This is a genomic window from Citrobacter sp. RHBSTW-00524, assembly GCF_013747755.1.
Classification (GTDB): domain Bacteria; phylum Pseudomonadota; class Gammaproteobacteria; order Enterobacterales; family Enterobacteriaceae; genus Citrobacter; species Citrobacter braakii.
This window is the reverse complement of the sequence record NZ_CP056421.1, coordinates 3,916,909-3,941,587: the sequence shown is the minus strand read 5'-3', so window position 1 is coordinate 3,941,587 and position 24,679 is coordinate 3,916,909. Positions and strand designations below refer to the sequence as shown.

The following is a 24,679-nucleotide window of genomic DNA, read 5'->3' as shown; positions in this document are numbered from 1 at the left end:
TTTAAAACGTCGGACTGTTTTTCTGACGCAGGAGTTAAGATGAAATTTGAACTGGATACCACAGACGGTCGCGCTCGCCGCGGCCGCCTGGTTTTTGATCGTGGCGTAGTAGAAACACCTGCTTTTATGCCGGTCGGTACTTACGGCACCGTGAAAGGCATGACGCCGGAAGAAGTTGAAGCAACTGGCGCGCAGATTATCCTCGGTAACACCTTCCACCTGTGGCTGCGCCCGGGGCAGGAAATCATGAAACTGCATGGCGATCTGCACGATTTTATGCAGTGGAAAGGGCCAATCCTCACCGATTCCGGCGGCTTCCAGGTTTTCAGCCTGGGTGATATCCGTAAGATTACCGAGCAGGGCGTGCATTTCCGTAACCCGATCAACGGCGATCCGATTTTCCTCGATCCCGAGAAATCAATGGAGATTCAATACGATCTCGGTTCCGATATCGTCATGATCTTCGACGAATGTACACCGTATCCGGCCGACTGGGACTATGCTAAACGCTCGATGGAGATGTCTCTGCGTTGGGCGAAGCGCAGTCGGGATCGTTTTGATAGCCTCGGCAACAAAAGTGCGCTTTTTGGCATTATTCAGGGCAGTGTTTACGAAGATTTACGTGATATCTCCGTTAAAGGTCTGGTAGACATCGGTTTTGATGGCTACGCTGTCGGCGGTTTGGCTGTCGGTGAGCCGAAGGAAGATATGCACCGCATCCTGGAGCATGTATGCCCACAGATTCCGGCAGATAAACCTCGTTACCTGATGGGCGTCGGCAAACCAGAAGATCTGGTTGAAGGCGTACGTCGCGGTATCGATATGTTTGACTGCGTGATGCCAACGCGAAATGCCCGTAATGGTCATTTGTTTGTGACTGACGGCGTGGTAAAAATTCGTAACGCGAAACATAAAAGCGACACCAGTCCGCTCGATGCTGAGTGTGATTGCTACACCTGTCGCAATTATTCGCGCGCTTACTTGCATCATCTCGACCGTTGCAACGAAATATTGGGCGCGCGACTCAACACGATTCATAACCTTCGCTACTACCAGCGTTTGATGGCGGGTTTACGCAAGGCTATTGAAGAGGGTAAATTAGAGAGCTTCGTGACCGATTTTTACCAACGTCAGGGTAGACCAGTTCCACCTGTGAACGTTGATTAATTTTAATAATGAGGGAATTTGAATGAGCTTTTTTATTTCTGATGCGGTAGCGGCAACAGGTGCTCCGGCGCAGGGCAGCCCGATGTCTCTGATTCTGATGCTGGTGGTGTTTGGTCTGATTTTCTACTTCATGATCCTGCGCCCGCAGCAAAAGCGCACCAAAGAACACAAAAATCTGATGAACTCCATTGCGAAAGGCGATGAAGTGCTGACTAACGGTGGTCTGGTGGGTCGCGTGACCAAAGTAGCAGAATCTGGCTACATCGCTATCGCGCTGAACGACACCACTGAAGTGGTTATTAAACGTGATTTCGTAGCTGCCGTTCTGCCGAAAGGCACCATGAAGGCGCTGTAATTTATTGTTTTCCCAAAGGGAACTGCCGTGTTAAACCGTTATCCTTTGTGGAAGTATGTCATGCTGATCGTCGTTATTGTCGTCGGTCTGCTCTATGCGCTTCCCAACCTGTATGGTGAGGATCCGGCTGTTCAAATCACTGGCGTGCGCGGTGCCGCCGCCAGTGAGCAAACGCTGATCCAGGTCCAGAAAACGTTACAAGAAGATAAAATCACACCTAAGTCTGTGGCTCTGGAAGAGGGTGCTATTCTTGCGCGCTTCGACTCCACTGATACCCAACTGCGCGCACGTGAAGTGTTAATGGGCGTATTGGGCGATCAATACGTCGTGGCGCTTAACCTTGCACCGGCAACTCCACGCTGGCTGGCAGCCATTCACGCAGAACCGATGAAACTCGGTCTTGACCTGCGTGGCGGCGTTCACTTCCTGATGGAAGTGGATATGGACACCGCGCTGAGTAAGTTGCAGGAACAAAATATCGATAGCCTGCGCAGCGATCTGCGTGAAAAAGGCATTCCTTATACTACCGTTCGCAAAGAAGATAACTACGGTCTGAGCATCACCTTCCGTGATAGCAGCGCTCGTGATGAAGCTATCTCTTACCTGAGCAAGCGTCACCAGGATCTGGTTATTTCCAGCCAGGGCAGCAATGCTCTGCGTGCGGTGATGACCGATGCGCGCCTGAGCGAAGCCCGTGAGTACGCGGTACAGCAGAACATCAACATTCTGCGTAATCGTGTTAACCAACTGGGTGTTGCTGAGCCGGTGGTCCAACGTCAGGGTGCTGACCGCATTGTGGTCGAACTGCCAGGCATTCAGGATACCGCGCGTGCGAAAGAAATTCTGGGCGCTACCGCGACGCTGGAATTCCGTCTGGTGAACACCAACGTTGACCAGTCTGCTGCGGCATCCGGGCGTGTACCGGGTGATTCGGAAGTGAAACAGTCTCGTGAAGGTCAGCCGGTTGTGCTGTACAAACGCGTGATCCTGACCGGTGATCATATCACCGACTCCACTTCCAGCCAGGACGAATACAATCAGCCGCAGGTTAACATCTCGCTGGATAGCGCGGGTGGTAACATCATGTCCAACTTCACCAAGGACAACATCGGTAAGCCGATGGCGACCCTGTTCGTGGAGTACAAAGACAGCGGTAAAAAAGATGCCAACGGTCGCGCAGTGCTGGTGAAACAGGAAGAGGTGATTAACATCGCCAACATCCAGTCTCGCCTGGGCAACAGCTTCCGTATCACCGGTATTAACAACCCGAACGAAGCGCGTCAGCTTTCTCTGCTGTTACGTGCCGGTGCGTTGATTGCGCCGATTCAGATTGTTGAAGAACGTACCATCGGTCCTACCCTGGGTATGCAGAACATTAAACAGGGTCTGGAAGCGTGTCTGGCCGGTCTAGTGGTGTCTATTCTGTTCATGATCTTCTTCTATAAGAAGTTCGGTCTGATCGCGACCAGTGCGCTGATTGCTAACCTGGTACTGATTGTCGGTATTATGTCGCTGCTGCCGGGCGCTACGCTGAGTATGCCGGGGATTGCGGGGATCGTCTTAACCCTTGCCGTCGCGGTCGATGCGAACGTACTGATTAACGAACGTATCAAAGAAGAGTTGAGTAACGGGCGTTCGGTGCAGCAGGCCATCAATGAAGGTTATGCGGGCGCATTTAGCTCCATCTTTGATGCGAACATTACGACGCTGATTAAGGTCATTATCCTGTACGCAGTTGGCACCGGGGCAATTAAAGGGTTCGCGATTACTACCGGTATTGGTGTGGCGACGTCGATGTTTACCGCGATTGTCGGTACACGTGCCATCGTAAACCTGTTGTATGGCGGCAAGCGCGTCAAAAAGCTGTCAATCTGAGGAGTGCGAAGTGGCACAGGAATATACTGTTGAACAATTGAACCACGGCCGTAAAGTCTGGGACTTTATGCGCTGGGACTACTGGGCTTTCGGCATTTCAGGTTTCCTGCTGATTGCGGCTATCGTGGTGATGGGCGTACGCGGGTTTAACTGGGGTCTCGATTTCACCGGTGGTACGGTAATTGAAATCACGCTGGAAAAACCGGCCGATATGGACGTGATGCGCGATGCGCTGGAGAAAGCGGGCTTTGTTGATCCGCTTCTGCAGAACTTCGGCAGCAGCCACGACATTATGGTGCGTATGCCGCCAACTGAAGGCGCAGACGGCGGTCAGGTACTGGGCAGCAAAGTGTTGAGTGTGATTAACGAATCTACCAACCAAAACGCCGCGGTGAAGCGAATTGAATTCGTGGGTCCGAGCGTGGGTGCAGACCTGGCGCAAACCGGTGCAATGGCGCTGATGGCGGCGTTAATATCCATCCTGGTGTACGTCGGTTTCCGCTTTGAGTGGCGACTGGCGGCAGGGGTAGTTATCGCTCTGGCGCACGACGTGATTATCACACTTGGGATCCTGTCGTTGTTCCATATCGAGATTGATCTGACTATCGTCGCATCGTTGATGTCGGTAATCGGTTACTCGCTGAACGACAGTATCGTCGTATCTGACCGTATTCGTGAAAACTTCCGCAAAATTCGTCGCGGTACGCCTTACGAAATCTTTAACGTGTCATTGACTCAGACGCTGCACCGTACGTTGATTACGTCCGGTACGACGTTGATGGTTATTCTGATGCTGTTCCTGTTCGGTGGTCCGGTACTGGAAGGCTTCTCGCTGACGATGCTGATCGGTGTTTCCATCGGTACTGCATCTTCTATCTACGTAGCATCGGCGCTGGCGCTGAAGCTGGGTATGAAGCGTGAGCACATGCTGCAGCAGAAGGTTGAGAAAGAAGGGGCGGATCAACCGTCAATTCTGCCTTAAACTATTAAGAGTGAAGATACTGGAATCCCGATCGCAAGGTCGGGATTTTTTTGCCTGCGATTTGCTAGCAGTCCATTATCTTTTCCGGTCGCCATACTACTGACAGTATGCTGTCAGTAGCCCTGTCTTATAGTCCTTCTGAGATTACCCACACAGGCAGGAGGAAGTATGAATAACGTAATTAGCTGGTTTGAAATCCCCGTGGCACAAATGGAGCGCGCCATTGCTTTTTATGAGCCAGTGATGCAGGTTTATTTGCGTCGTGAGAATATGGACAGCGCGGAGCTGGCCGTATTTCCACATCAGGATCCCGCTCCCGGCGGGGCGCTGGCTAAATTTGACGGTATTACGCCTTCAGCGCAGGGCGCTATTATTTATCTGCATACGGATGATTTGGCTGCAACGCTTAAACGCGTCGCCACCGCTGGCGGTCAGTGCGTGTTTGGTCCGCTCGAACTGGGGCAGGATATTGGCACTATTGCGCTGTTTACTGACAGCGAAGGCAATCGTGTTGGTTTACATCAACCCGCGTAATATTTTCAGGACTGAGGATTAAAATGACCAGACGCGCCGACCGCTTGTTTCAGATTGTACAAATCCTGCGTGGCAGGCGAGTGACAACGGCGGCGCTGCTGGCAGAACGTCTTGAGGTTTCTGAACGGACGATTTATCGCGATATCCGCGATCTCTCTTTATCCGGCGTGCCTATTGAAGGAGAAGTGGGCAGTGGATACCGCTTAATGGCGGGGTTTGATCTGCCGCCGTTGATGTTAACGCATCGCGAATCAGAAGCGTTAATGGTAGCGATTCGGTTGCTGAAAACATGGGGCGGGGATTCACTCTCACAGGCGCTGGAATCCGCGCAGGAAAAAGTGCTGGCGATATTGCCGCCAGAGTGTCGGCGCAGAGCCGAGCAAACGCGGGTTTTCGCGCCAGATTTTGGCAATCAGCCGCATTCACGCAGTGCTTTTGATCTCATACATCGCGCGGTTTCGGCGCAGCAGGTGCTGGCGCTGCATTATCGCGACGAGTCCGGGAATCTCTCCTGGCGCGACGTTCAGCCGTTGGGGTTATTTTTCTGGGGTGAGCACTGGTTGCTGGTTGCCTGGTGCGAGAAACGTGACGATTATCGCTGCTTTCGCGTTGATCGGTGTCTGAAGATCACGCCGCTCGACAGGCATTTTCGTGAATCTGCAGATCGCTCGCTAAGTGACTTTTTACGTAAAGTACGCTGTGAAGACCAGCCATAAAAAAGCCAGCGGTTAAGCTGGCTTGTCTGCGATAAATTGGCAGGATTAGAAGTTGTAACCTACGACCAGGTAACCACCCCAACCGGTAGAACGGACGTTAAAGTTGCCTTTATTGAAGTTCAGCTCTGCATCATCATTCCATTGACCCCCGTTGTGCCAGTAACGAGCGACGACGGAATAATGCCAGTGATCGTAATTCAGCGCCAGAATATGGCTGGAAGCGATAGAGTTGTTAGTACGCGCTTTATTGCCATTAAGATCGGAGAAATCATCGTCGCCCAGATCGGATCCCCAATCGAAGTTGGTAAAGCCAATGTAGCTAAGATTACCGCCCCACAGTTCAGTGATTGGTACAAAATATTTCACTTTGAAACGATAGCCGTCCCACTCGTTTTCGTTGGCTGCACCGTAGTTCTGCCACTGATATTTGGCATACACGTTAAGAGACAGGCTCATCGGCAGACCGGTATCGATATCGGTACCCAGACCCATATACCAGGTGCTCTGGCGGCCATCTTTGTTACGACCCATATCGTAGATGTAGTTATTGGCGAAGTACCACTCTTTGAATGGACCGAAGCTCAGGTCGGTGCCGGTCAGTTTATCGATGGAGAAGCGCGGTTCAATTTCCATAAACAGCGGAGAACCGTGGTTCCAGATACCTTTCGCATCAGTGTTACCACCAAAGAAGACAGGTGCATCCATGTAACCATAGAAATCGAACCAATCTTTTTTCGCAAAAGCTTCATATTCCAGGTAGGTATCGTTGCGAATCTGCGGTCCGAAACGGGTGTGGTAGCTTCCCACTACGTTGACGCTCTGGTGCCACCAGTCGGACAGATATTGCGGTTTGTCATTTTCTGCAGCGTTGGCAGTAAAAGACGAGGAGAGCGCCAGCACTGCACCGGCTGCAAGTAATGTTTTTTTCATATGTATGCCACTGTTTGAAATCCCTTTCGGGAGTGAAAAAGGCGCAAATTGCGTTTCTAAATATTTCGTGTTTCTTCGGAGCCTATTATAAAAATCATTGTTCACAAAAATATGTGTTGTTTCACAGTTCTATCATTTACGTAATCGATTGCGTTCACGTTTGCTTACTTTAGGCGGCGAATTGTACTGGCTCCCATGAATGTTGCCAAGTTTTACCAGAAATATCGGTTATGTCAGGTGAGTAACAAAACGGGCCGGAATGATGTTGCGGAACGCACAAAACGTCCCGCAAAAAAGTTTATTGATTAACAGGCTGGATGTCGTGGATACGAACAAATCCTAACTGGTCCGGAGAAAGGCCATTTATCTGCAGCGGAATGTCTACGTCGCTGGGAGCAAGGATACTTGCCGGGGCCGTTACCAATTGGTTCTGAACGTTCGTTTCCTGATAGTTATCCGTGGTGCCCTGAATTTGTCCATACTCGACGGTGGCGCTAAAGGCGGGTAAAGGCGTAGTGGATTCACCCTGAATACGTAATGTGAGCCGCGTGCCGTCGGCGTTCGGCGCAATATTGACAAGTGACATCCGTAACATGCCAATCTGGCTGTCCAGTCGGGCTGGTGTATTGGAACCCGGCAGCAGATAGGCTCCGCTGGTTGATTTGGCATTCAACATATTTTGTTGTGTAATTTTTACCGTTTCCTGATTTAGCTGTGTCATCTCTTTATTCAACGTGCTAACGCTTTGATGCATCTGGCGTACTTCGCTTTGCTGTGCGCATGCGCTAAGACTAAAGAGACTTCCCACCAGGAGAATTCTTAGGTAACGTCTTGTCATTGTGATTACTTCCTTCATTGTCGCGATAGCATAATGGTAGTGCGCACCGAGCACGAAGGCATCGATCCTTTGTCTCAAAAGCGCTGCGCCTTTGTTGTCACGCCAGTTCAGGGTAAAATAGATTTCTGTTAACCACTGAGGACAGGACGCCGTATGCATTGCCCATTCTGTTTCGCCGTAGACACTAAGGTAATTGACTCTCGTCTTGTAGGCGAGGGCTCCTCAGTACGCCGCCGTCGGCAGTGTCTGGTCTGTAACGAACGTTTCACCACTTTTGAAGTGGCTGAACTTGTCATGCCGCGCGTTGTGAAAAGCAACGATGTGCGTGAACCCTTTAATGAAGATAAGCTGCGCAGCGGCATGCTCAGAGCGCTTGAGAAACGTCCGGTCAGCTCAGATGACGTCGAAATGGCGTTGAACCATATCAAATCACAACTGCGTGCGACTGGCGAGCGTGAGGTGCCGAGCAAGATGATCGGCAACCTGGTGATGGAGCAGTTGAAAAAACTCGATAAAGTCGCCTACATCCGCTTTGCCTCGGTTTACCGGAGTTTCGAAGATATCAAAGAATTTGGCGAAGAGATTGCTCGCCTACAGGACTAAGCCATGCAGGATGAATTGTACATGGCGCGCGCGCTGAAGCTTGCTGCGCGCGGACGTTTTACCACTCACCCCAATCCCAACGTGGGCTGCGTGATTGTCAAAGATGGGGAGATCGTCGGTGAAGGGTATCATCACCGCGCGGGTGAACCGCATGCCGAAGTCCACGCTCTGCGCATGGCTGGAGAAAAAGCGCAAGGGGCGACTGCCTATGTAACGCTTGAACCCTGCAGCCATCATGGTCGTACCCCCCCGTGCTGCGATGCGCTGATTGCCGCAGGCGTGTCACGTGTGGTTGCAGCGATGCAGGATCCCAATCCGCAGGTAGCCGGTCGTGGTCTCTACCGTTTGCAGCAGGCGGGCATTGACGTCAGTCACGGGCTGATGATGAGCGAGGTTGAGCAGCTTAATAAAGGCTTTCTCAAGCGTATGCGTACGGGATTCCCCTACGTGCAGCTTAAACTTGGTGCGTCGCTTGATGGGCGTACGGCGATGGCCAGTGGTGAAAGCCAGTGGATAACCTCGCCGCAGGCGCGTCGCGATGTGCAACGATTACGGGCGCAAAGCCATGCCATCTTAACCAGCAGCGCTACGGTGTTGGCTGACGACCCTCAGCTTACCGTGCGTTGGTCGGAACTTGGGGAGTCAACCCAGGCGAGTTACCCGCAGGAAAATCTGCGCCAGCCTATCCGCATTGTTGTTGATAGCCAGAATCAGGTCACGCCGGAACACCGTATTGTGCAACAGCCTGGAGAAACCTGGATTGCCCGGACAAAAGATGATCCTCGTAGTTGGCCGGAGACGGTGCGCAGCCTGAAGGTGCCGGAACATAACGGGCATCTGGATCTGGTGGTGCTGATGATGCAACTGGGCAAGCAGCAAATTAACAGCATTTGGGTTGAAGCAGGTCCAACGCTTGCGGGCGCGTTATTACAGGCCGGTCTGGTCGATGAGCTAATCGTGTATGTTGCGCCTAAACTGTTAGGCAGCGATGCACGAGGATTATGTGTGCTTCCAGGCCTTGAGAAACTGGCTGACGCCCCCCATTTCAAATTCAACGAAATACGCCATGTAGGTCCGGACCTTTGCCTGCATTTAGTGGGCGCATGATCTCCCGGTTCGAAAGGGAAGCAGCGCACAGATTATTATGATAAAATCCGCCCCCCTGCGGGGTCTAGTGAATCCGAAGGAAGAATATGAACATTATTGAAGCTAACGTTGCTACCCCGGACGCTCGCGTCGCCATCACCATTGCGCGTTTCAACAACTTTATCAATGACAGCCTGCTGGAAGGTGCGATCGACGCCCTGAAACGTATTGGTCAGGTTAAAGATGAAAACATTACCGTCGTTTGGGTTCCGGGCGCGTATGAGCTGCCGCTGGCAGCCTCAGTACTTGCAAAATCCGGTAAATACGACGCGGTGATTGCGTTAGGTACGGTGATTCGTGGTGGCACCGCGCACTTCGAATATGTGGCTGGCGGTGCAAGCAATGGCCTGGCGCATGTCGCTCAGGACAGTGGCATTCCGGTAGCCTTCGGTGTTCTGACCACCGAAAGTATTGAACAAGCCATCGAACGTGCTGGCACTAAAGCTGGCAACAAAGGCGCAGAAGCTGCACTGACTGCACTTGAAATGATTAATGTATTGAAAGCCATCAAGGCCTGATTTTTGTAAGGGGAAATCCGTGAAACCTGCTGCTCGTCGCCGCGCCCGTGAGTGTGCCGTCCAGGCGCTCTACTCCTGGCAGTTGTCCCAGAACGACATCGCTGATGTTGAATACCAGTTCCTGGCGGAACAGGACGTAAAAGATGTCGACGTTCTGTATTTCCGTGAACTGCTGTCCGGGGTGGCGACTAACAGCGCGTACCTGGATGGATTAATGAAGCCTTATCTGTCTCGTCTGTTGGAAGAGCTGGGTCAGGTAGAAAAAGCCGTGCTGCGTATTGCGCTGTTTGAACTGTCTAAACGTAGTGATGTGCCGTACAAAGTGGCCATCAACGAAGCGATTGAACTGGCGAAAACCTTCGGCGCTGAAGACAGCCATAAATTCGTGAACGGCGTACTGGATAAAGCAGCACCTGTGATTCGCCCCAACAAAAAGTAATCCCGAGGCCGGCTGGATGGTGGAACTTGTTTCCGCTGCCCCCGGCTTTTTCTTTTTTTTCTGCTGAGGCATAACGTATGGCATGCGGCGAATTTTCCCTGATTGCCCGTTATTTTGACCGCGTAAGAACGTCTCGTCTTGATGTCGAAACCGGTATTGGTGACGATTGCGCACTTCTGAACATCCCTGAAAAACAGACGCTGGCGATCAGCACCGATACGCTGGTGGCAGGCAACCACTTCCTCCCCGACATTGATCCCACCGATCTCGCCTGGAAAGCGCTGGCGGTGAATTTGAGCGATCTGGCGGCGATGGGAGCCGATCCTGCGTGGCTGACGCTGGCGCTCACGCTGCCTGACGTCGATGAAGCCTGGCTTGAAGCCTTCAGCGATAGCCTGTTTGAACTCCTCAATTACTATGATATGCAGCTGATAGGTGGTGACACCACGCGTGGGCCACTGTCGATGACGCTGGGTATCCACGGCTACGTCCCTGTTGGACGGGCCTTAAAACGCTCCGGTGCGAAACCGGGGGACTGGATTTATGTGACCGGTACGCCGGGCGACAGCGCGGCCGGGCTGGCGATTTTGCAGGATCGCTTGCAGGTGGCAGATGCAAAAGACGCAGACTATCTGCTTAAACGTCATCTGCGTCCAACGCCGCGTATTTTGCAGGGACAAGCCCTGCGCGATCTGGCCAGTGCGGCTATCGATATTTCCGACGGCCTGATTTCCGATCTGGGGCATATCGTCAATGCCTGCGGCTGTGGGGCGCGGGTTAACGTCGATGCGTTGCCATACTCCACGGCATTTGCCCAACACGTTGAGCCGGAACAAGCCCTGCGCTGGGCGCTTTCTGGGGGTGAAGATTATGAGTTATGCTTTACCGTACCGGAAATTAACCGTGGCGCACTGGACGTGGCGCTGGGAAATCTCGGCGCATCGTTTACCTGCATTGGGCAGATGAGCGCGGACGTGGAAGGCATTCACTTTACGCGCGACGGAAAACCCGTCACGTTCGACTGGAAAGGATATGACCATTTTGCCGCGCCTTAAAAAAGATGTCGCCAAAAGCCGCCTGAGTATGCGCAATCCGTGGCACCTGTTGGCCACCGGTTTTGGCAGCGGGCTGAGCCCAATTGTTCCAGGCACGATGGGATCGCTGGCGGCGATCCCTTTTTGGTATTTAATGACGTTTCTGCCGTGGCAGCTGTATTCACTGGTGGTCATGTTGTCTATCTGTATCGGCGTTTATCTGTGCCATCAAACGGCGAAAGATATGGGCGTGCACGATCACGGTAGCATTGTTTGGGACGAGTTTGTCGGGATGTGGATAACCCTGATGGCGCTGCCGACCCACGACTGGCAGTGGGTCGCCGCGGGATTTGTGATTTTCCGTATTCTGGATATGTGGAAGCCGTGGCCGATCCGTTGGTTCGATCGCAACGTGCATGGCGGTACGGGGATCATGATTGATGATATTGTGGCCGGAATACTCTCCGCCGGAATTTTGTATTTTATCGGCCATTACTGGCCGGTAGGGATCATTTAAATAGGTTTGCCGGATGGCAGCGTAAACGCCTTATCTGGCCTGGAAACACGATGGCGGTTTCGTAGGCCCGATAAGCGTAGCGCCATCGGGCAATGCCAGATTATTTAAATCCGACCACCGGATGCTGTTTGTACGGCGTTTCCAGCTCGGCAATCTGCTCTGGCTTCAGCGTCAAATCCACCGCATTAAGTAACTCATCCAACTGTTCCTCGCGTGAAGTGCCGATAATCGGCGCAGCCACCCCCGGTTTGCTCAGCAGCCAGGCCAGCGCAACCTGCGCACGCGTTACGCCTAATTCCTCACTGACACCGGTCAGCCGCGCGGCAATTTGGGCGTCGTTTTCATCGCTCTCAGAGTATAAATTTTTACCGACTTCATCAGAAACCAGACGTGCGGTCGTTTCTCCCCAGGGGCGCGTCAGGCGACCACGCGCCAGCGGACTCCAAGGGATCACCGCGACGCCCTCCTGATAGCAAAGCGGCAGCATTTCGCGTTCTTCCTCACGATAGATCAGGTTGTAGTGATCCTGCATGCTAACGAACTGCGCCCAGCCGTGTTGTTTCTGTAAGGCCAGTGCCTGAGCAAACTGAGATGCGTGCATGGATGAGGCGCCAATATAGCGAGCTTTACCGGCTTTCACTACGTCGTTAAGGGCTTCCAGCGTTTCTTCGATAGGCGTATTGTAATCCCAGCGGTGAATTTGCAGGATGTCCACATAGTCCATACCCAGGCGTCTGAGGCTATCGTCGATTGAGCGCAAGATTTGTGCGCGGGATAATCCTTCCGCTAAATCATCAACCTGGTGAAAAACCTTGGTGGCGACCACGACATCTTCGCGGCGGGCGAAATCACGCAGCGCGCGGCCGACAATCTCTTCGCTGCTACCAGCGGAGTAGCTGTTGGCGGTATCAAAAAAGTTAATGCCGCCTTCAAGAGCGTGTTTGATTATCGGGCGGCTGCTTTCTTCTGGTAGCGTCCAGGCGTGATTGCCGCGATTGGGCTCGCCAAACGTCATGCAACCCAGGCAAAGGCGGGAGACCCGTAGGTCGGTTTTTCCTAAGGTGTTGTATTTCATTAATCCACTCCTGCTATGCTCGTGATGAGTTAAGCATAGCAGGAGCGGGGAGGGGATTATGCCAGCCAGGCCTTGATTTTGGCCTCAATTCCGGCGGCATTAAGTCCCAGTTCGGCGCGAGCCTCGTCCTGAGTCCCCTGCGGGATGAAGAAGTCAGGCAGGCCAATGTTCAGCACTGGAACAGGCTTGCGATGGGCCATCAGCACTTCGTTTACGCCGCTACCAGCGCCGCCCATAATGGCATTCTCTTCGAGGGTGACCAACACCTCGTGTTGGGCTGCCATTTCGAGGATCAACGTTTCATCCAACGGTTTCACAAAGCGCATATCAACCAGCGTGGCGTTCAGTGATTCTGCGACCTGAGCGGCTTCCGGCATTAGGGTGCCGAAGTTGAGAATCGCCACTTTCTCACCGTGACGCTTCACGATGCCTTTGCCGATTGGCAGATGTTCCAGCGGCGCCAGCTCAACGCCCACCGCGTTACCGCGCGGATAACGTACGACCGTCGGACCGTCGTTGTAGTGATAGCCGGTGAACAGCATCTGGCGACATTCGTTCTCATCGCTTGGGGTCATAATGACCATTTCCGGGATACAGCGCAGGAAAGAGAGGTCGAACGCCCCTTGGTGGGTTTGTCCATCTGCGCCAACGATACCTGCCCGGTCGACGGCGAACAGGACCGGCAGTTTCTGGATGGCGACATCATGCAGTACCTGATCGTAAGCGCGTTGCAGGAAGGTGGAGTAAATAGCCACGACCGGCTTATAACCGCCAATCGCCAGACCGGCTGCAAACGTCACCGCGTGCTGCTCGGCAATCGCCACATCAAAGTAGCGATCCGGGAACTTACGTGAGAACTCCACCATACCGGAGCCTTCGCGCATCGCCGGGGTGATCGCCATCAGCTTATTGTCTTTCGCCGCGGTCTCGCACAGCCAGTCACCGAAGATCTTTGAATAGCTCGGCAGGCCGCCGCTGCTTTTCGGCAGGCATCCGCTGGATGGATCGAATTTGGGTACCGCGTGGAACGTAATCGGATCTTTTTCCGCCGGCTCGTAGCCACGACCTTTTTTGGTCATGATGTGCAGGAACTGTGGACCTTTGAGATCGCGCATGTTCTTAAGCGTGGTGATAAGCCCCAGCACGTCGTGTCCGTCCACCGGGCCAATATAGTTAAAGCCCAGCTCTTCAAACAGCGTACCCGGCACAACCATGCCTTTGATGTGCTCTTCGGTACGTTTGAGCAGTTCTTTAATCGGTGGTACACCGGAGAACACTTTCTTCCCGCCTTCGCGCAGCGAGGAGTAGAGTTTGCCTGAGAGCAGTTGCGCCAGGTGATTGTTCAGCGCGCCGACGTTCTCTGAAATCGACATTTCGTTGTCGTTGAGGATAACCAGCATGTCGGGCTTAATATCACCCGCGTGGTTCATCGCTTCAAATGCCATGCCTGCGGTGATTGCACCGTCCCCAATCACACAAACGGTACGGCGTTCCTTGCCTTCTTTCTCGGCGGCAACCGCAATACCGATACCTGCGCTGATGGAGGTTGAGGAGTGCCCAACGCTCAGTACGTCATATTCGCTCTCACCGCGCCATGGGAATGGATGCAAACCGCCTTTCTGCCGAATGGTGCCGATTTTATCGCGGCGGCCGGTCAGAATTTTGTGCGGGTAAGCCTGATGTCCCACATCCCAGATTAACTGGTCAAACGGGGTGTTGTAGACGTAGTGCAGCGCTACGGTGAGTTCCACCGTGCCCAGACCAGAGGCGAAGTGCCCGCTGGAACGGCTTACGCTGTCGAGCAAATAGCGGCGCAGTTCGTCGCAAAGCTTTGGCAGGCTCTCTTTTGGCAGCAGGCGTAACTCCTGAGTGGAGTCGACCAGCGCCAGGGTCGGGTATTTGGCTATATCAAAACTCATCGCAAGCTCATGGGATATGTTGGTTTATTTATCACGCTGGATTATGTAGTCCGCTAGCGCTTCCAGTGCCGAGGTATCGAGTGACTGTGCGGCCAGCAAACTTAGCGACTGGCGGGCATCCTCAATTAAATCCCGGGCTTTATTCTGGGCTTGCTCAAGACCCAGAAGTGCAGGATAGGTACTTTTGCCAAGCTGCTGGTCAGCACCCTGACGTTTACCCAATGTTGCAGTATCGCCTACCACATCTAGGATGTCATCCTGAACCTGGAAGGCCAGACCGATGCTTTCTGCGTACTTGTCGAGTATTGCCAGGCATTCTCGCCCTTTATCGCCAGCGCTTAACGCACCCAGACGCACGGCGGCGCGAATCAATGCCCCGGTTTTATGGCGGTGAATACGCTCCAGCGCATCCAGTTCTACCTGATGGCCTTCAGCGTCCAGATCCAACGCCTGACCGCCGCACATACCGGCGATACCGCTGGCCTGGGCCAGTTCAGAGATCATCGCGATGCGGTCACGATCAGAAACTTCCGGCATCGGGGCGTCGCTGATAATGGAGAACGCCAGCGTCTGTAGCGCATCTCCAGCCAGGATCGCATTAGCCTCGCCAAATTTTACGTGGCAGGTCGGCAGACCGCGGCGCAGGTCATCGTCGTCCATCGCGGGTAAGTCATCGTGCATCAGCGAATAGGCATGGATACACTCGACGGCGGCAGCGGGAGCATCAAGCGTACTCAGGCTGACGCCAAACATCTGACCGGTCGCATACACCAGAAACGGGCGCAGACGTTTACCGCCTAATAATGCGCCATATTGCATGGTTTCGACCACGGGAGTGTTCTGAAAGGGCAATGGCGCGATAAAACGGCTCAGTGCCTGGTTGGCCTGCTCAACGCAAGCCTGTAGCTGCTGCGTAAAATCCATTTACTCATTATCCGGTGTGAAAGGCGTAAGGGCGGCGTCTTCAGTATCTGACAGCAGGATTTGTACGCGCTGTTCAGCCTGTTGCAACTTGACCTGTCCCTGACGTGCTAACTGTACGCCACGTTCAAATTCGTTCAGCGCTTCTTCCAGCGGCAGGTCGCCGCTTTCCAGACGGGTAACAATCTGTTCCAGGTCGCTCAGCGCTGTTTCAAAACTGGCTGGCGCTTCATTTTTCTTCGGCATAATGAATGTCTGACTCTCTGTATTGGCAGCACAAGGCTATGGTAACGGACTCGCACTGATAAGCAAATAACGCACAATGGTAAGGCGATGTGCACAGGATGACCATGATGGTGGTATACTTGCGCGCCTGGATGCAGCCGCAGGGTATGGGCTGCTGTATTTTTTTCCATTACAAGTCATTCAGACTTGCCAAAGAACCATTGCCGCCATGAAGTTTATCATTAAATTGTTCCCAGAAATCACCATCAAAAGCCAATCTGTGCGTTTGCGCTTTATAAAAATTCTGACAGGGAACATTCGTAACGTTTTAAAGCACTATGATGAAGACCTTGCCGTTGTCCGCCACTGGGATCACGTTGAGGTTCGCGCTAAAGATGAAAGCCAGCGCTTGGATATTCGCGACGCGCTGACCCGTATTCCGGGGATCCACCATATTCTCGAAGTTGAAGACGTGCCGTTTACCGATATGCACGATATTTTCGAGAAAGCGCTGGTGCAGTATCGCGATCAACTGGAAGGCAAAACCTTCTGCGTACGCGTTAAGCGTCGCGGTAAGCATGAGTTTAGCTCTATTGAGGTGGAACGCTATGTTGGCGGTGGACTGAACCAGCATATTGAATCCGCGCGCGTGAAGCTGACGAAGCCGGACGTGACGGTTAATCTTGAAATCGAAAACGACCGTCTGCTGCTGGTTAAAGGCCGCTATGAAGGTATTGGCGGTTTCCCGATCGGGACGCAGGAAGATGTACTGTCGCTGATTTCCGGTGGTTTCGACTCCGGCGTGTCCAGCTATATGCTGATGCGTCGCGGCTGCCGCGTGCACTACTGCTTCTTTAATCTCGGCGGCGCAGCGCATGAAATCGGCGTTCGCCAGGTGGCGCATTATCTGTGGAACCGCTTTGGTAGCTCGCATCGCGTGCGTTTTGTCGCGATCAACTTTGAGCCGGTGGTTGGCGAGATCCTGGAGAAAGTCGACGACGGTCAGATGGGCGTGGTCCTTAAACGTATGATGGTTCGTGCAGCGTCGAAAGTCGCTGAGCGCTACGGCGTACAGGCGCTGGTAACCGGTGAAGCCCTGGGCCAGGTGTCCAGCCAGACGCTGACCAACCTGCGCCTGATCGATAACGTTTCTGACACCCTGATCCTGCGCCCGCTTATCTCCCATGATAAGGAGCACATCATTAATCTGGCGCGTGAAATTGGTACTGAGGACTTTGCCCGTACCATGCCGGAATACTGCGGTGTGATTTCAAAAAGCCCGACGGTGAAAGCGATTAAAGCGAAGATTGAGGCCGAAGAAGAAAACTTCGATTTCTCTATCCTCGATAAAGTGGTTGAAGAAGCGAACAATATCGATATTCGTGATATCGCCCAGCAGACGCAGCAGACCGTGGTGGAAGTGGAAACCGTGAGCGGCTTCGGCCCGAACGATGTGATTCTGGATATCCGCTCTGTGGATGAACAGGATGACAAACCGCTGAAGGTTGACGGTGTGGACGTCGTTTCTCTGCCGTTCTACAAACTGAGCACCAAATTCGGCGATCTGGACCAGAGTAAAACCTGGCTGCTGTGGTGTGAACGCGGGGTGATGAGCCGTCTGCAGGCGCTGTATCTGCGCGAGCAGGGCTTTGAAAACGTGAAGGTATATCGCCCGTAGTGACTTTTGCCTGAGGGTGCTGCGCTTATCAGGCCTGCAAGCGGTATGTTTTGTAGGCCTGATAAATTGTTTACGCTGCCATCCGGCAATATAACAATATTATTCAAAACGGATGGGGAGCTTTTTCCCGTTCGACTCCCAGACACCCTGATAGACGCCGTCTTTTAACTCCAGCATTATCTTCTCTTCCGATTGTTCAGCGGCAGAGGTCTTCAGTACATAATGTTGATTGTCGGCTGTGTCGCATTTACCGTTTAATTCAATCGGTGCACCAAATTTCTGGTAAAAGTAAGCCCCTTCAAAAAAATCACCGTATTTGCAGTCCACCTTCAACACAATACGCATGCTTTTTCCCAACGTGCCGTACATGACCTTGCCGTCAATGCCGGGCGCTGGCGAAACCGGTGTAGTTCTCTTTGCGGTAGTCAGATACTGGCCGTAAGGCGTGAGCTGATTATGCAGTTCAACGGTCGGGATTTTCGTGGTGAAATCGCCCAGTTCGTCACCCGCGCGATTGGCGTGGTTGCTACAACGTCCATTCAGGAAAGCCAGATGGTCTTTTTGCAGGGAGAATTTGTCGATGTAGTACAGACCGTCGGTGTAGGTTGCACACGATGCGTAGAATTCGGCAAAGCCAGAATCTCCACCGTCTTCTTTTATTTGCTCCGGCTTTTGTGATTTCTGTGCGGCAACAAAGGTATCAATTTGGCTGCGGATATCTTTTCTGATACGGGTGTTTAATTCGGTCATCGTGGAGCGGGAAAAGAGGTCGTTAAGGGTAATTGTCGCGCCGTTGGCTAAATCGAAGCTGATCGGTACATTGTACGACTCGCAATACGCCCCGCAGCCTTCGACAAACATGTTGAGGGTCAACACTTTGGCGTCGCGATACTCAACCGTGTAGTCAAGGTTTGCGGTGGGATTCATCTCTGATTTCGCAAACTGATTCACGGTCGCTTGTGGATTATTTCCCGGTAGCTGATTGATAAAGCTTGTGAAAATATAATCGTTAATGCGTTTTGCAACCTGTGGGTTATCCGTTGAGGTAAACCACGGCACGCGATATTGCATCTCAGTGCTTGCGGGATAGCGATACTCAAGGCTCTCAATTTCAAGTTGAGTCGCACTGGCGTAGCCGGAAAGGAGCAGTAAAGCCGCTCCGCTCAGATATCCTTTCATCATAATTCCTTGAATGCGAGTGGCCTGAAGATTACTCGTAGTAGTTATAAATTCCCGCTGCCATCACCAGTTGTGATGCCACTTCGTAAGCTTTTTCGCGACTCACCAGGAGATCAATGATTTTTAAACCGAAATCGATAGAGGTTCCCGGTCCCTGGCTGGTTAACAGATTGACGCGCGGATCCCATACGACGCGCTTATCCTGCCACTGGTCAGTGGGAATATTGTCTTTCAGCGCCGGAAAACCGGTCATGTTACCGATGGGAAAAATATCGTGTGGGACGAGGACTGTGGCGGCAGAGGCGCAAATTGCCGCGACAATGCGCCCGGAGCGATGAAACTGTTTCACGGTTTCGACAAGCAGAGGGCTGTCGCGAAAACACTCGGCGCCTTTAATACCGCCGGGCAGCACGATAATGTCGAAATCCCCGTCAGCAACTTCCACTAATGGTGCATCCGCCAGTAGTTTTACGCCGCGTGAGCACACGATCGTCAGGCCGCCATCGCTGGCAACGCTTGCAGTCGTGACCTTAATTCCGCCGCGAACCAGCAGATCGATAGTGGTGACCGCTTCGGTCTCTTCACTACCAGGGGCGAGACATACCAGTGCTTGAGCGCTCATACTCACTTTCCTTTCTCTTAACCATTTCAAACAGGCGGGCATTTTCCGGGACGGCGATGCCGTGCGCGCGGGCGCGTTTTAACAAATAACCGGTAATGTAGTCGATCTCAGTATGGCGCAGGGCATGTATGTCTTGCAGCATTGATGAGATATTTTCCGCCGTACTGTCAATCACTTGCTCAACATAATAGCGTAAATCATCTGCTGATGTGTGGTGGCCTTCGCGTTCAATGACCGCCGCCACCTCCTCGCAGATGAGCGCTATTTTTTCAGGATGATGGCGTAACTCTCCATTTGAGCAATTCCATAATGCGGTCAGCGGGTTAATGACGCAGTTGACGGCCAGCTTGCGCCACAACTCAGCGCGAATATTGTTGTGCCAGGCGACGTCCGGCAGCACCTCTTGCAGGACTTCAGCCAGATAACTGAAATCACCGTCTTGTTCACGCGCCGGGCCAATCCTTGTTGTTCCCTGAGCGACATGAATGATCACGTTGCCGTCACGGCGTGCCGCGTGGGTTGTGGTGCCCATCAGCAGAGGTTGCTTAATGTTATGCAACTCTTCAATCGTCCCCATACCGTTGTGAATCAGCAGAATGGGAGTGGTGTCAGGCAGAATGGAGGCCAGGCCTTTGACCGCATCAGAAACCTGCCAGGCTTTCAGAGTGACAAGCAACAGGTCGCTTTTCGCCAAAAAATCGGGGTCGTTTGCCGTCAGGGATTCATTGAATACTGACCCATCCGTGTCGATCAGGTTAACGCTGCAATAGGGTTGCGGTACGCGTAGCCACCCCTGAACCTCATGTCCATGTTTGCACAGCGTGGTTAGCCAAAGCTGTCCTAACGCTCCACATCCCAGTACGGTAATTTTCATTCTTCCTCCTCACCTGCAACATCACCAGGTGTTAATCCATATCGGCCGTACCCCATTATTGTTCGCAGGTATCAGTACCACGTACAATTAAAGGATACAGCCTAGTATAGCGCTGTCTGTTGTGTAACTTTGCAGGTATTATGCTTCGCATCAAAAATGAAGGGAGAGGAAAAGATGCCATCTTTCGATATTGTTTCTGAAGTTGATCTTCAGGAAGCCCGTAACGCGGTAGATAACGCCAGCCGCGAAGTGGAGTCACGCTTTGATTTTCGTGGCGTTGAAGCGACTTTTGAGCTGAACGAGTCGAATAAGACGATTAAGGTGCTAAGCGAGTCTGATTTCCAGGTCAATCAGTTGCTGGATATTTTACGTGCCAAGCTGCTGAAACGTGGTATTGAAGGCACTTCGTTGGACGTACCAGAAACCTTCGTGCATAGCGGTAAAACCTGGTTTGTTGAAGCTAAGCTGAAACAGGGCATTGAAAGCGCGGTGCAAAAGAAAATCGTTAAGCTGATCAAAGACAGCAAACTGAAGGTGCAAGCGCAAATTCAGGGCGAAGAAATCCGCGTGACCGGCAAGGCGCGTGACGATCTGCAATCCGTTATGGCGCTGGTTCGCGGCGGCGATCTCGGCCAGCCGTTCCAGTTTAAGAACTTCCGCGATTAAGTCGTAATGCCTGATGGCGCTACGCTTATCCGGCCTACAGGTTGCACACGCTATTTGTAGGCTGGATCAAACGATAGTCGCCATCTGGCACTCTTCACGCCTGGCTGATGGCCTGTTCAACCTCAAATCGATTCGTCACTTTGCTGTCGATTTTCACGTAAGCCGAATGCTCTTTCGCAACAATTAACACTTCGCTTATCCCTTCTTTAGCCAGCAGACGCTGCTTAAGGGTGTCATCTGCGGCAATCTCAGGTGGGATTTCCACTCGCAGGCTACTGACATACGGCGGCTCTTTCATTGTGCTTGCCACCAACAACCAAACTGTCGCCAGAAGCGCGCCGGCCAGGAATACCGCCTGACCATCAAACATTTCGACCACCCAACCGCCGAGCGAACCGCCAATCGCCACGCCAAGAAACTGGCTGGTGGAGTAAACGCCCATCGCCGTGCCTTTATAGCCAGCCGGAGACTCTTTGCTGATAAGCGAGGGGAGGAGGGCCTCCATCAGGTTGAAGGCGAGGAAGAATATCTGAACGCCCGCAATCAGCCCCCAAAAACGCACGTTAGCGCTCCACAATACAATCTCTGCGATAAGGATCAGTAACACGCAGGCGAGGAATACGCGCTTCATCCGCCGCTTCACTTCTGCGTAAATGATGAACGGCACCACGGAAACAAAGGACAGCAGCATCGTCACCAGATAAATTTTCCAGTGCTCTGCGGCGGGGAAACCGGCTTTCGCCAGTTGGCCCGGTAAGGCGACGAAAGTGGACATCAACAAAATGTGCAGACACATGATGCCAAAGTTGAGCTTGAGCAGTTTGGGCTCAGCCAGCACTTTGCTGAAGCTGCCTTTTACCATGCCAGATTCGCGGTTCAGCACGTGGCTGGTGCTATTGGGAACGACCCAAATAGTCAGCACAATGCCGGTGGTTGCAAGAGCTGCAATCATCCAGAACAGCGCGTGTAGCCCCAGCGCATGGGTAATGATCGGTCCTAGCACCATCGCAATGGCGAAGGTGATACCAAAGCTGACGCCGATAAACGCCATCGCTTTAGTACGGTTTTGCTCACGGGTTAAGTCGGAAAGCAGCGCCATCACGGCGGCGGCAATCGCGCCAGAGCCTTGCAAAGCGCGACCGAGAATAATGCCCCAGATTGAATCGGAGAGGGCGGCAATCACGCTGCCGAGAACGAATACCGCCAGCCCGCCGACGATAAGCGGCTTACGACCGATGCGGTCTGAAAGCAGACCAAAGGGGATCTGGAAAACGGCTTGCGCCAGACCATAAATGCCAATGGCAAGGCCAATCAGCGCTTCACTGGCACCCTGTAGCGCCATACCGTACGTGGTCAGAACCGGCAGAACCATAAACATGCCAAGCATGCGCAACGAGAATACGGTCCCTAAACCCCAGGTGGCGCGCAACTCACCGGGCGTCATTTTGTAATCGTTCATTCCCACCTCTGTATTAATTTCGCGCCTAGTGTAAAGCGGGGAAGGAGTGCGGTAAACCTCTACGATATGTGGAATTGTGTAGTGGGAAAATTGAAATAATTACAACTGCAACTAATTTACTTGCGATAATTACAGGTGTAGTCTTTTTGTGGTTATTTCTAATGGAAAGAGGGAAAAGGAAAATGGCGATTCCGGGCAATATGTGGATTTATGACGATGGTGGTGCGCTGATTAAGGGCGGGTGTGATGTAGAGGGAAGAGAATACAGTATTGAATTTAAAGGCTTTCATCACAATTTGTCTATTCCCACTGATAACGGTACAGGCAAGCCAACAGGCACACGCCAACATTCACCGATGATGATCGTCAAAGAGTTTGACTACTCTAGCCCGTATTTATACAAAGCTGTCGCTTCTGGTCAGAATCTTAAGTCCGCAGAGATTCGTTGGTACAAAATCAATGATGCCGGTCAGGAAGTTGAATACTTCAATATGTTTCTGGAAGGGGGGCGGATTGTCTCCGTTTCTCCCTCGATGGCTGGTCCAGAGGACATGAATAATAACCATCTTGAAACCATAGAATTACGCTACGAAAAAATCACCTGGAAGCATTGCGACGGGAACATTATCTATACCGACGCATGGAATGACCGGCAGACGGCATAATGGGGGATTGAATGGACACAACTGAAGAGGCGAATGGAACCTATTGGTATCATGGTCACAGCAATCTGTCCGCTGGCGAATTGTTCGATCTCATCTTTCTGGAACAGTTTTGTGATGAGTTAGGTATTGGTATTGAATCGGGAGCCGCTATTCTGGCTGGTCAACCCTGGTTGAAGACGAGACAAAAACCTTCCGGGGCTATTGAAGGAACAAGTGTTGTTTCCAAATACGGGAGAATGCTTCTGAAAGATGCGCGGGTACCATTTGGTATTAAAGTCCCCACTCCGGTGGGGTTAAGGATACAAAGCACTAACAAACTCGCTGCTGTGATTGCTCGTTATGTACCCTGGCTTGGGTGGATTGGTCTTGTAAATGCACTTGTGCAAGTATCCAGAAAGACTCAGATAAAATACAACTTAATTGCTCGCTCTAAAGATCGCATTCAGTGGACATCATTCTAATGAGTATTCAAGACGATGTGTTAAAGCTTTTCAGGGAAGAAATACCTGGGTATTTGGATGAAAACTGGAAAGAGGTTCCTTTAGAACTCGACTCAGATTTGTTTGATGCCCCCGGTGATGATCTTCACAGTGCTCTGGATCGATATGAGAAAGAGTTCAAAGTCGATTTATCATGTGTGAACTGGAAACCTTATTATCCATGGCACAATCTGCCACTATTCACTAGATGGTTCAAAGCTAACCGGGAAGAAGTGGAAGCAACACGCATACCGCTAACCGTAAGGATGTTTGCTGAGTCGGCTGAAGCGGGGAAATGGCTTTATGACTGAATAACATCCCTGCCAATAAAAAAGGGTGCCGGAGGCACCCTTTTCGTATCAGCAGATCGTTACCAGACGTAAGTCAGCAGGTTCTGCGAGTTTGGCACCATAAAGTCAACTGACATCATCACGGAAAGCGCGGTAATGGCGATGATGGAGAAACCGAACAGCTTGCGCGCCCAGACCCTGTCATCTTCCACTTTATAACCGCGCAGCGCCATGCCCAACCACCAGACGCTCACCGCCGCAGCAACAATCAGGTATTTATAACCAGCATAGCCGCCCAGGGTTAGCATCAGCGTGGCGATAGCAAACGCCACGATGTACAGCGTGATATGGTTCTTCGCGACCGAAATACCTTTCACCACCGGCAGTACCGGGATGTTGGCTGCCTGATAATCCTTAAAGCGGAAAATCGCAATCGCGTAAGAGTGCGGCATCTGCCACAGACTGAAAATAGCCAGCAGAATCAGCGCACCGCTATCGAACTCACCTGTTACGGCGCAGTAGCCAATCACCGGCGGCGCAGCGCCGGAGAGTGAGCCAATCAGCGTGCCATAAACGGAATGGCGCTTCATGTACAGGCTATAGACGCCCACATAGACCACGAAGCCCATTACCCCCAGCCAGCAGGCCAGAGGGTTCGCGCCAAACCACAGCAGCATAAAGCCAGCAATACCCAGCAGGGTGGCGTATACCAGCGAGACCGCAGGGGAAATCAGACCTTTAACCAGCACACGGTTTTTGGTCCTCTCCATCTTCCTGTCGATATCCCTGTCGATGTAGTTGTTAAATACACAACCCGACGCCACAACCAGTGACACCCCAACCAACGTGTAGATAAACAGGGGATAATCAATGCTGCCTTTCGAGGCCAGCAGGAATCCCCCAATCACCGAGATCAGGTTGCCAAAGATGATGCCTGGTTTTGTTACTTGCAGGTATTGCTTAAACATCATAA

Annotated in this window: 28 protein-coding genes; 17 read left to right on the top strand and 11 right to left on the bottom strand. The window is 52.3% G+C overall.

The features are described from left to right. Nucleotides 1–39 precede the first annotated feature (39 nt). The 6 genes from tgt (at nucleotide 40) to HV229_RS19035 (ending at nucleotide 5,629) form a co-directional block, all read left to right on the top strand. Nucleotides 40–1,167, top strand: a complete 1,128-nt coding sequence (gene tgt, locus HV229_RS19060; RefSeq protein ID WP_181546152.1) for a tRNA guanosine(34) transglycosylase Tgt — start codon at nucleotides 40–42, stop codon at nucleotides 1,165–1,167. A 22-nt stretch (nucleotides 1,168–1,189) separates the two neighbouring features. After that, the gene (yajC, locus tag HV229_RS19055; RefSeq protein WP_003021544.1) at nucleotides 1,190–1,522 is read left to right on the top strand and encodes a preprotein translocase subunit YajC; all 333 of its coding nucleotides are present in this window, start codon (nucleotides 1,190–1,192) and stop codon (nucleotides 1,520–1,522) included. 27 nt (nucleotides 1,523–1,549) lie between these two features. Then, complete coding sequence (gene secD / locus HV229_RS19050; protein WP_003021547.1) at nucleotides 1,550–3,397, top strand: protein translocase subunit SecD; 1,848 nt, start codon at nucleotides 1,550–1,552, stop codon at nucleotides 3,395–3,397. Nucleotides 3,398–3,407: 10 nt separating this feature from the next. Beyond that, nucleotides 3,408–4,379, top strand: a complete 972-nt coding sequence (secF, locus tag HV229_RS19045; RefSeq protein ID WP_003021550.1) for a protein translocase subunit SecF — start codon at nucleotides 3,408–3,410, stop codon at nucleotides 4,377–4,379. Between the two features lie 168 nt (nucleotides 4,380–4,547). Continuing rightward, nucleotides 4,548–4,913 carry a VOC family protein gene (locus HV229_RS19040; RefSeq protein ID WP_181546150.1) on the top strand — a complete coding sequence of 122 codons (366 nt, stop codon included), beginning with the start codon at nucleotides 4,548–4,550 and terminating at the stop codon, nucleotides 4,911–4,913. 23 nt (nucleotides 4,914–4,936) lie between these two features. Beyond that, nucleotides 4,937–5,629, top strand: a complete 693-nt coding sequence (locus tag HV229_RS19035; RefSeq protein ID WP_016155852.1) for a YafY family protein — start codon at nucleotides 4,937–4,939, stop codon at nucleotides 5,627–5,629. A gap of 45 nt (nucleotides 5,630–5,674) precedes the next feature. On the opposite strand, the gene HV229_RS19030 is transcribed toward HV229_RS19035, so the two are convergent. Next, nucleotides 5,675–6,559, bottom strand: a complete 885-nt coding sequence (locus tag HV229_RS19030; RefSeq protein WP_016152030.1) for a nucleoside-specific channel-forming protein Tsx — start codon at nucleotides 6,557–6,559, stop codon at nucleotides 5,675–5,677. 298 nt (nucleotides 6,560–6,857) lie between these two features. Beyond that, complete coding sequence (locus tag HV229_RS19025; protein ID WP_016155853.1) at nucleotides 6,858–7,397, bottom strand: DUF3251 domain-containing protein; 540 nt, start codon at nucleotides 7,395–7,397, stop codon at nucleotides 6,858–6,860. 153 nt (nucleotides 7,398–7,550) lie between these two features. On the opposite strand from HV229_RS19025, the gene nrdR reads away from it, so the two are divergent. From nrdR to pgpA, 6 genes are all read left to right on the top strand, one after another. Then, a complete protein-coding gene (gene nrdR / locus HV229_RS19020) occupies nucleotides 7,551–8,000 on the top strand; it encodes a transcriptional regulator NrdR (RefSeq protein ID WP_016152032.1) in 450 nt (149 codons plus the stop codon). Nucleotides 8,001–8,003: 3 nt separating this feature from the next. Next, nucleotides 8,004–9,107 carry a bifunctional diaminohydroxyphosphoribosylaminopyrimidine deaminase/5-amino-6-(5-phosphoribosylamino)uracil reductase RibD gene (ribD, locus tag HV229_RS19015; RefSeq protein ID WP_016152033.1) on the top strand — a complete coding sequence of 368 codons (1,104 nt, stop codon included), beginning with the start codon at nucleotides 8,004–8,006 and terminating at the stop codon, nucleotides 9,105–9,107. Nucleotides 9,108–9,193: 86 nt separating this feature from the next. Beyond that, nucleotides 9,194–9,664, top strand: a complete 471-nt coding sequence (ribE, locus tag HV229_RS19010) for a 6,7-dimethyl-8-ribityllumazine synthase (protein WP_016152034.1) — start codon at nucleotides 9,194–9,196, stop codon at nucleotides 9,662–9,664. Nucleotides 9,665–9,683: 19 nt separating this feature from the next. Continuing rightward, a complete protein-coding gene (gene nusB / locus HV229_RS19005; protein WP_000801129.1) occupies nucleotides 9,684–10,103 on the top strand; it encodes a transcription antitermination factor NusB in 420 nt (139 codons plus the stop codon). A 77-nt stretch (nucleotides 10,104–10,180) separates the two neighbouring features. Next, nucleotides 10,181–11,158 (top strand): thiamine-phosphate kinase, encoded by a 978-nt coding sequence (thiL, locus tag HV229_RS19000; RefSeq protein WP_075846808.1) that lies wholly within the window; start codon nucleotides 10,181–10,183, stop codon nucleotides 11,156–11,158. Further along, a complete protein-coding gene (gene pgpA / locus HV229_RS18995) occupies nucleotides 11,136–11,654 on the top strand; it encodes a phosphatidylglycerophosphatase A (protein WP_181546148.1) in 519 nt (172 codons plus the stop codon). Before thiL ends, pgpA begins: the two co-directional genes overlap by 23 nt. 100 nt (nucleotides 11,655–11,754) lie before the next feature. Here the strand turns inward: pgpA and yajO are convergent, their stop codons facing one another. The 4 genes from yajO to xseB are packed head-to-tail and all read right to left on the bottom strand — an operon-like array spanning nucleotide 11,755 to nucleotide 15,815. Further along, entirely contained in the window at nucleotides 11,755–12,729 is a 975-nt protein-coding gene (gene yajO, locus HV229_RS18990; RefSeq protein ID WP_047357693.1) for a 1-deoxyxylulose-5-phosphate synthase YajO, read from the bottom strand. Between the two features lie 56 nt (nucleotides 12,730–12,785). Then, nucleotides 12,786–14,648, bottom strand: a complete 1,863-nt coding sequence (dxs, locus tag HV229_RS18985) for a 1-deoxy-D-xylulose-5-phosphate synthase (RefSeq protein ID WP_049281998.1) — start codon at nucleotides 14,646–14,648, stop codon at nucleotides 12,786–12,788. A gap of 24 nt (nucleotides 14,649–14,672) precedes the next feature. After that, nucleotides 14,673–15,572: a (2E,6E)-farnesyl diphosphate synthase gene (gene ispA / locus HV229_RS18980; RefSeq protein WP_016152039.1), complete on the bottom strand. Its 900-nt coding sequence runs from the start codon at nucleotides 15,570–15,572 to the stop codon at nucleotides 14,673–14,675. Next, entirely contained in the window at nucleotides 15,573–15,815 is a 243-nt protein-coding gene (gene xseB / locus HV229_RS18975; protein ID WP_016152040.1) for an exodeoxyribonuclease VII small subunit, read from the bottom strand. Nucleotides 15,816–16,023: 208 nt separating this feature from the next. Between xseB and thiI the strand changes: the two genes are divergently transcribed. Beyond that, nucleotides 16,024–17,472: a tRNA uracil 4-sulfurtransferase ThiI gene (thiI, locus tag HV229_RS18970; RefSeq protein ID WP_005125147.1), complete on the top strand. Its 1,449-nt coding sequence runs from the start codon at nucleotides 16,024–16,026 to the stop codon at nucleotides 17,470–17,472. A 99-nt stretch (nucleotides 17,473–17,571) separates the two neighbouring features. Here the strand turns inward: thiI and HV229_RS18965 are convergent, their stop codons facing one another. The 3 genes from HV229_RS18965 to panE are packed head-to-tail and all read right to left on the bottom strand — an operon-like array spanning nucleotide 17,572 to nucleotide 20,147. Beyond that, a complete protein-coding gene (locus tag HV229_RS18965) occupies nucleotides 17,572–18,651 on the bottom strand; it encodes a hypothetical protein (protein WP_115190895.1) in 1,080 nt (359 codons plus the stop codon). Nucleotides 18,652–18,682: 31 nt separating this feature from the next. Then, nucleotides 18,683–19,273: a protein deglycase YajL gene (gene yajL, locus HV229_RS18960; RefSeq protein ID WP_115190894.1), complete on the bottom strand. Its 591-nt coding sequence runs from the start codon at nucleotides 19,271–19,273 to the stop codon at nucleotides 18,683–18,685. Continuing rightward, nucleotides 19,236–20,147, bottom strand: coding sequence for a 2-dehydropantoate 2-reductase (gene panE, locus HV229_RS18955; protein WP_115190893.1), 912 nt, complete (start codon nucleotides 20,145–20,147; stop codon nucleotides 19,236–19,238). The genes yajL and panE overlap by 38 nt, the downstream gene beginning before the upstream one ends. 174 nt (nucleotides 20,148–20,321) lie before the next feature. Here panE and HV229_RS18950 point away from each other — a divergent pair, with 174 nt between their 5' ends. Next, nucleotides 20,322–20,813, top strand: a complete 492-nt coding sequence (locus HV229_RS18950) for a YajQ family cyclic di-GMP-binding protein (protein WP_003831002.1) — start codon at nucleotides 20,322–20,324, stop codon at nucleotides 20,811–20,813. A 94-nt stretch (nucleotides 20,814–20,907) separates the two neighbouring features. Here HV229_RS18950 and HV229_RS18945 read toward each other — a convergent pair whose 3' ends face one another. Next, entirely contained in the window at nucleotides 20,908–22,272 is a 1,365-nt protein-coding gene (locus HV229_RS18945; RefSeq protein ID WP_181546146.1) for an MFS transporter, read from the bottom strand. Between the two features lie 182 nt (nucleotides 22,273–22,454). Here HV229_RS18945 and tssD point away from each other — a divergent pair, with 182 nt between their 5' ends. From tssD to HV229_RS18930, 3 genes are read left to right on the top strand one after another with little or no spacing between them, the layout of a single operon-like run. After that, complete coding sequence (tssD, locus tag HV229_RS18940; RefSeq protein ID WP_181546144.1) at nucleotides 22,455–22,937, top strand: type VI secretion system tube protein TssD; 483 nt, start codon at nucleotides 22,455–22,457, stop codon at nucleotides 22,935–22,937. 11 nt (nucleotides 22,938–22,948) lie between these two features. Next, nucleotides 22,949–23,398, top strand: coding sequence for an STM2901 family protein (locus tag HV229_RS18935; RefSeq protein WP_047357696.1), 450 nt, complete (start codon nucleotides 22,949–22,951; stop codon nucleotides 23,396–23,398). After that, complete coding sequence (locus tag HV229_RS18930; RefSeq protein ID WP_047357697.1) at nucleotides 23,398–23,727, top strand: DUF1493 family protein; 330 nt, start codon at nucleotides 23,398–23,400, stop codon at nucleotides 23,725–23,727. The genes HV229_RS18935 and HV229_RS18930 overlap by 1 nt, the downstream gene beginning before the upstream one ends. A 59-nt stretch (nucleotides 23,728–23,786) precedes the next feature. On the opposite strand, the gene cyoE is transcribed toward HV229_RS18930, so the two are convergent. Then, nucleotides 23,787–24,677 carry a heme o synthase gene (gene cyoE / locus HV229_RS18925; RefSeq protein WP_003831005.1) on the bottom strand — a complete coding sequence of 297 codons (891 nt, stop codon included), beginning with the start codon at nucleotides 24,675–24,677 and terminating at the stop codon, nucleotides 23,787–23,789. Between the last annotated feature and the right edge of the window lie 2 nt (nucleotides 24,678–24,679).

Bases quoted from the DNA above. Each gene is read 5' to 3' on its own strand.
- ispA (WP_016152039.1), bottom strand. From the start codon at position 15,572: ATGGATTTTACGCAGCAGCTACAGGCTTGCGTTGAGCAGGCCAACCAG.
- HV229_RS18935 (WP_047357696.1), top strand. From the start codon at position 22,949: ATGGACACAACTGAAGAGGCGAATGGAACCTATTGGTATCATGGTCAC.
- panE (WP_115190893.1), bottom strand. From the start codon at position 20,147: ATGAAAATTACCGTACTGGGATGTGGAGCGTTAGGACAGCTTTGGCTA.
- ribE (WP_016152034.1), top strand. From the start codon at position 9,194: ATGAACATTATTGAAGCTAACGTTGCTACCCCGGACGCTCGCGTCGCC.
- HV229_RS18945 (WP_181546146.1), bottom strand. From the start codon at position 22,272: ATGAACGATTACAAAATGACGCCCGGTGAGTTGCGCGCCACCTGGGGT.
- HV229_RS18950 (WP_003831002.1), top strand. From the start codon at position 20,322: ATGCCATCTTTCGATATTGTTTCTGAAGTTGATCTTCAGGAAGCCCGT.
- pgpA (WP_181546148.1), top strand. From the start codon at position 11,136: ATGACCATTTTGCCGCGCCTTAAAAAAGATGTCGCCAAAAGCCGCCTG.
- nrdR (WP_016152032.1), top strand. From the start codon at position 7,551: ATGCATTGCCCATTCTGTTTCGCCGTAGACACTAAGGTAATTGACTCT.
- xseB (WP_016152040.1), bottom strand. From the start codon at position 15,815: ATGCCGAAGAAAAATGAAGCGCCAGCCAGTTTTGAAACAGCGCTGAGC.
- yajL (WP_115190894.1), bottom strand. From the start codon at position 19,273: ATGAGCGCTCAAGCACTGGTATGTCTCGCCCCTGGTAGTGAAGAGACC.
- ribD (WP_016152033.1), top strand. From the start codon at position 8,004: ATGCAGGATGAATTGTACATGGCGCGCGCGCTGAAGCTTGCTGCGCGC.
- HV229_RS19030 (WP_016152030.1), bottom strand. From the start codon at position 6,559: ATGAAAAAAACATTACTTGCAGCCGGTGCAGTGCTGGCGCTCTCCTCG.
- thiL (WP_075846808.1), top strand. From the start codon at position 10,181: ATGGCATGCGGCGAATTTTCCCTGATTGCCCGTTATTTTGACCGCGTA.
- thiI (WP_005125147.1), top strand. From the start codon at position 16,024: ATGAAGTTTATCATTAAATTGTTCCCAGAAATCACCATCAAAAGCCAA.
- HV229_RS18930 (WP_047357697.1), top strand. From the start codon at position 23,398: ATGAGTATTCAAGACGATGTGTTAAAGCTTTTCAGGGAAGAAATACCT.
- yajO (WP_047357693.1), bottom strand. From the start codon at position 12,729: ATGAAATACAACACCTTAGGAAAAACCGACCTACGGGTCTCCCGCCTT.
- HV229_RS19025 (WP_016155853.1), bottom strand. From the start codon at position 7,397: ATGACAAGACGTTACCTAAGAATTCTCCTGGTGGGAAGTCTCTTTAGT.
- tgt (WP_181546152.1), top strand. From the start codon at position 40: ATGAAATTTGAACTGGATACCACAGACGGTCGCGCTCGCCGCGGCCGC.
- tssD (WP_181546144.1), top strand. From the start codon at position 22,455: ATGGCGATTCCGGGCAATATGTGGATTTATGACGATGGTGGTGCGCTG.
- yajC (WP_003021544.1), top strand. From the start codon at position 1,190: ATGAGCTTTTTTATTTCTGATGCGGTAGCGGCAACAGGTGCTCCGGCG.
- cyoE (WP_003831005.1), bottom strand. From the start codon at position 24,677: ATGATGTTTAAGCAATACCTGCAAGTAACAAAACCAGGCATCATCTTT.
- HV229_RS19035 (WP_016155852.1), top strand. From the start codon at position 4,937: ATGACCAGACGCGCCGACCGCTTGTTTCAGATTGTACAAATCCTGCGT.
- dxs (WP_049281998.1), bottom strand. From the start codon at position 14,648: ATGAGTTTTGATATAGCCAAATACCCGACCCTGGCGCTGGTCGACTCC.
- HV229_RS19040 (WP_181546150.1), top strand. From the start codon at position 4,548: ATGAATAACGTAATTAGCTGGTTTGAAATCCCCGTGGCACAAATGGAG.
- HV229_RS18965 (WP_115190895.1), bottom strand. From the start codon at position 18,651: ATGAAAGGATATCTGAGCGGAGCGGCTTTACTGCTCCTTTCCGGCTAC.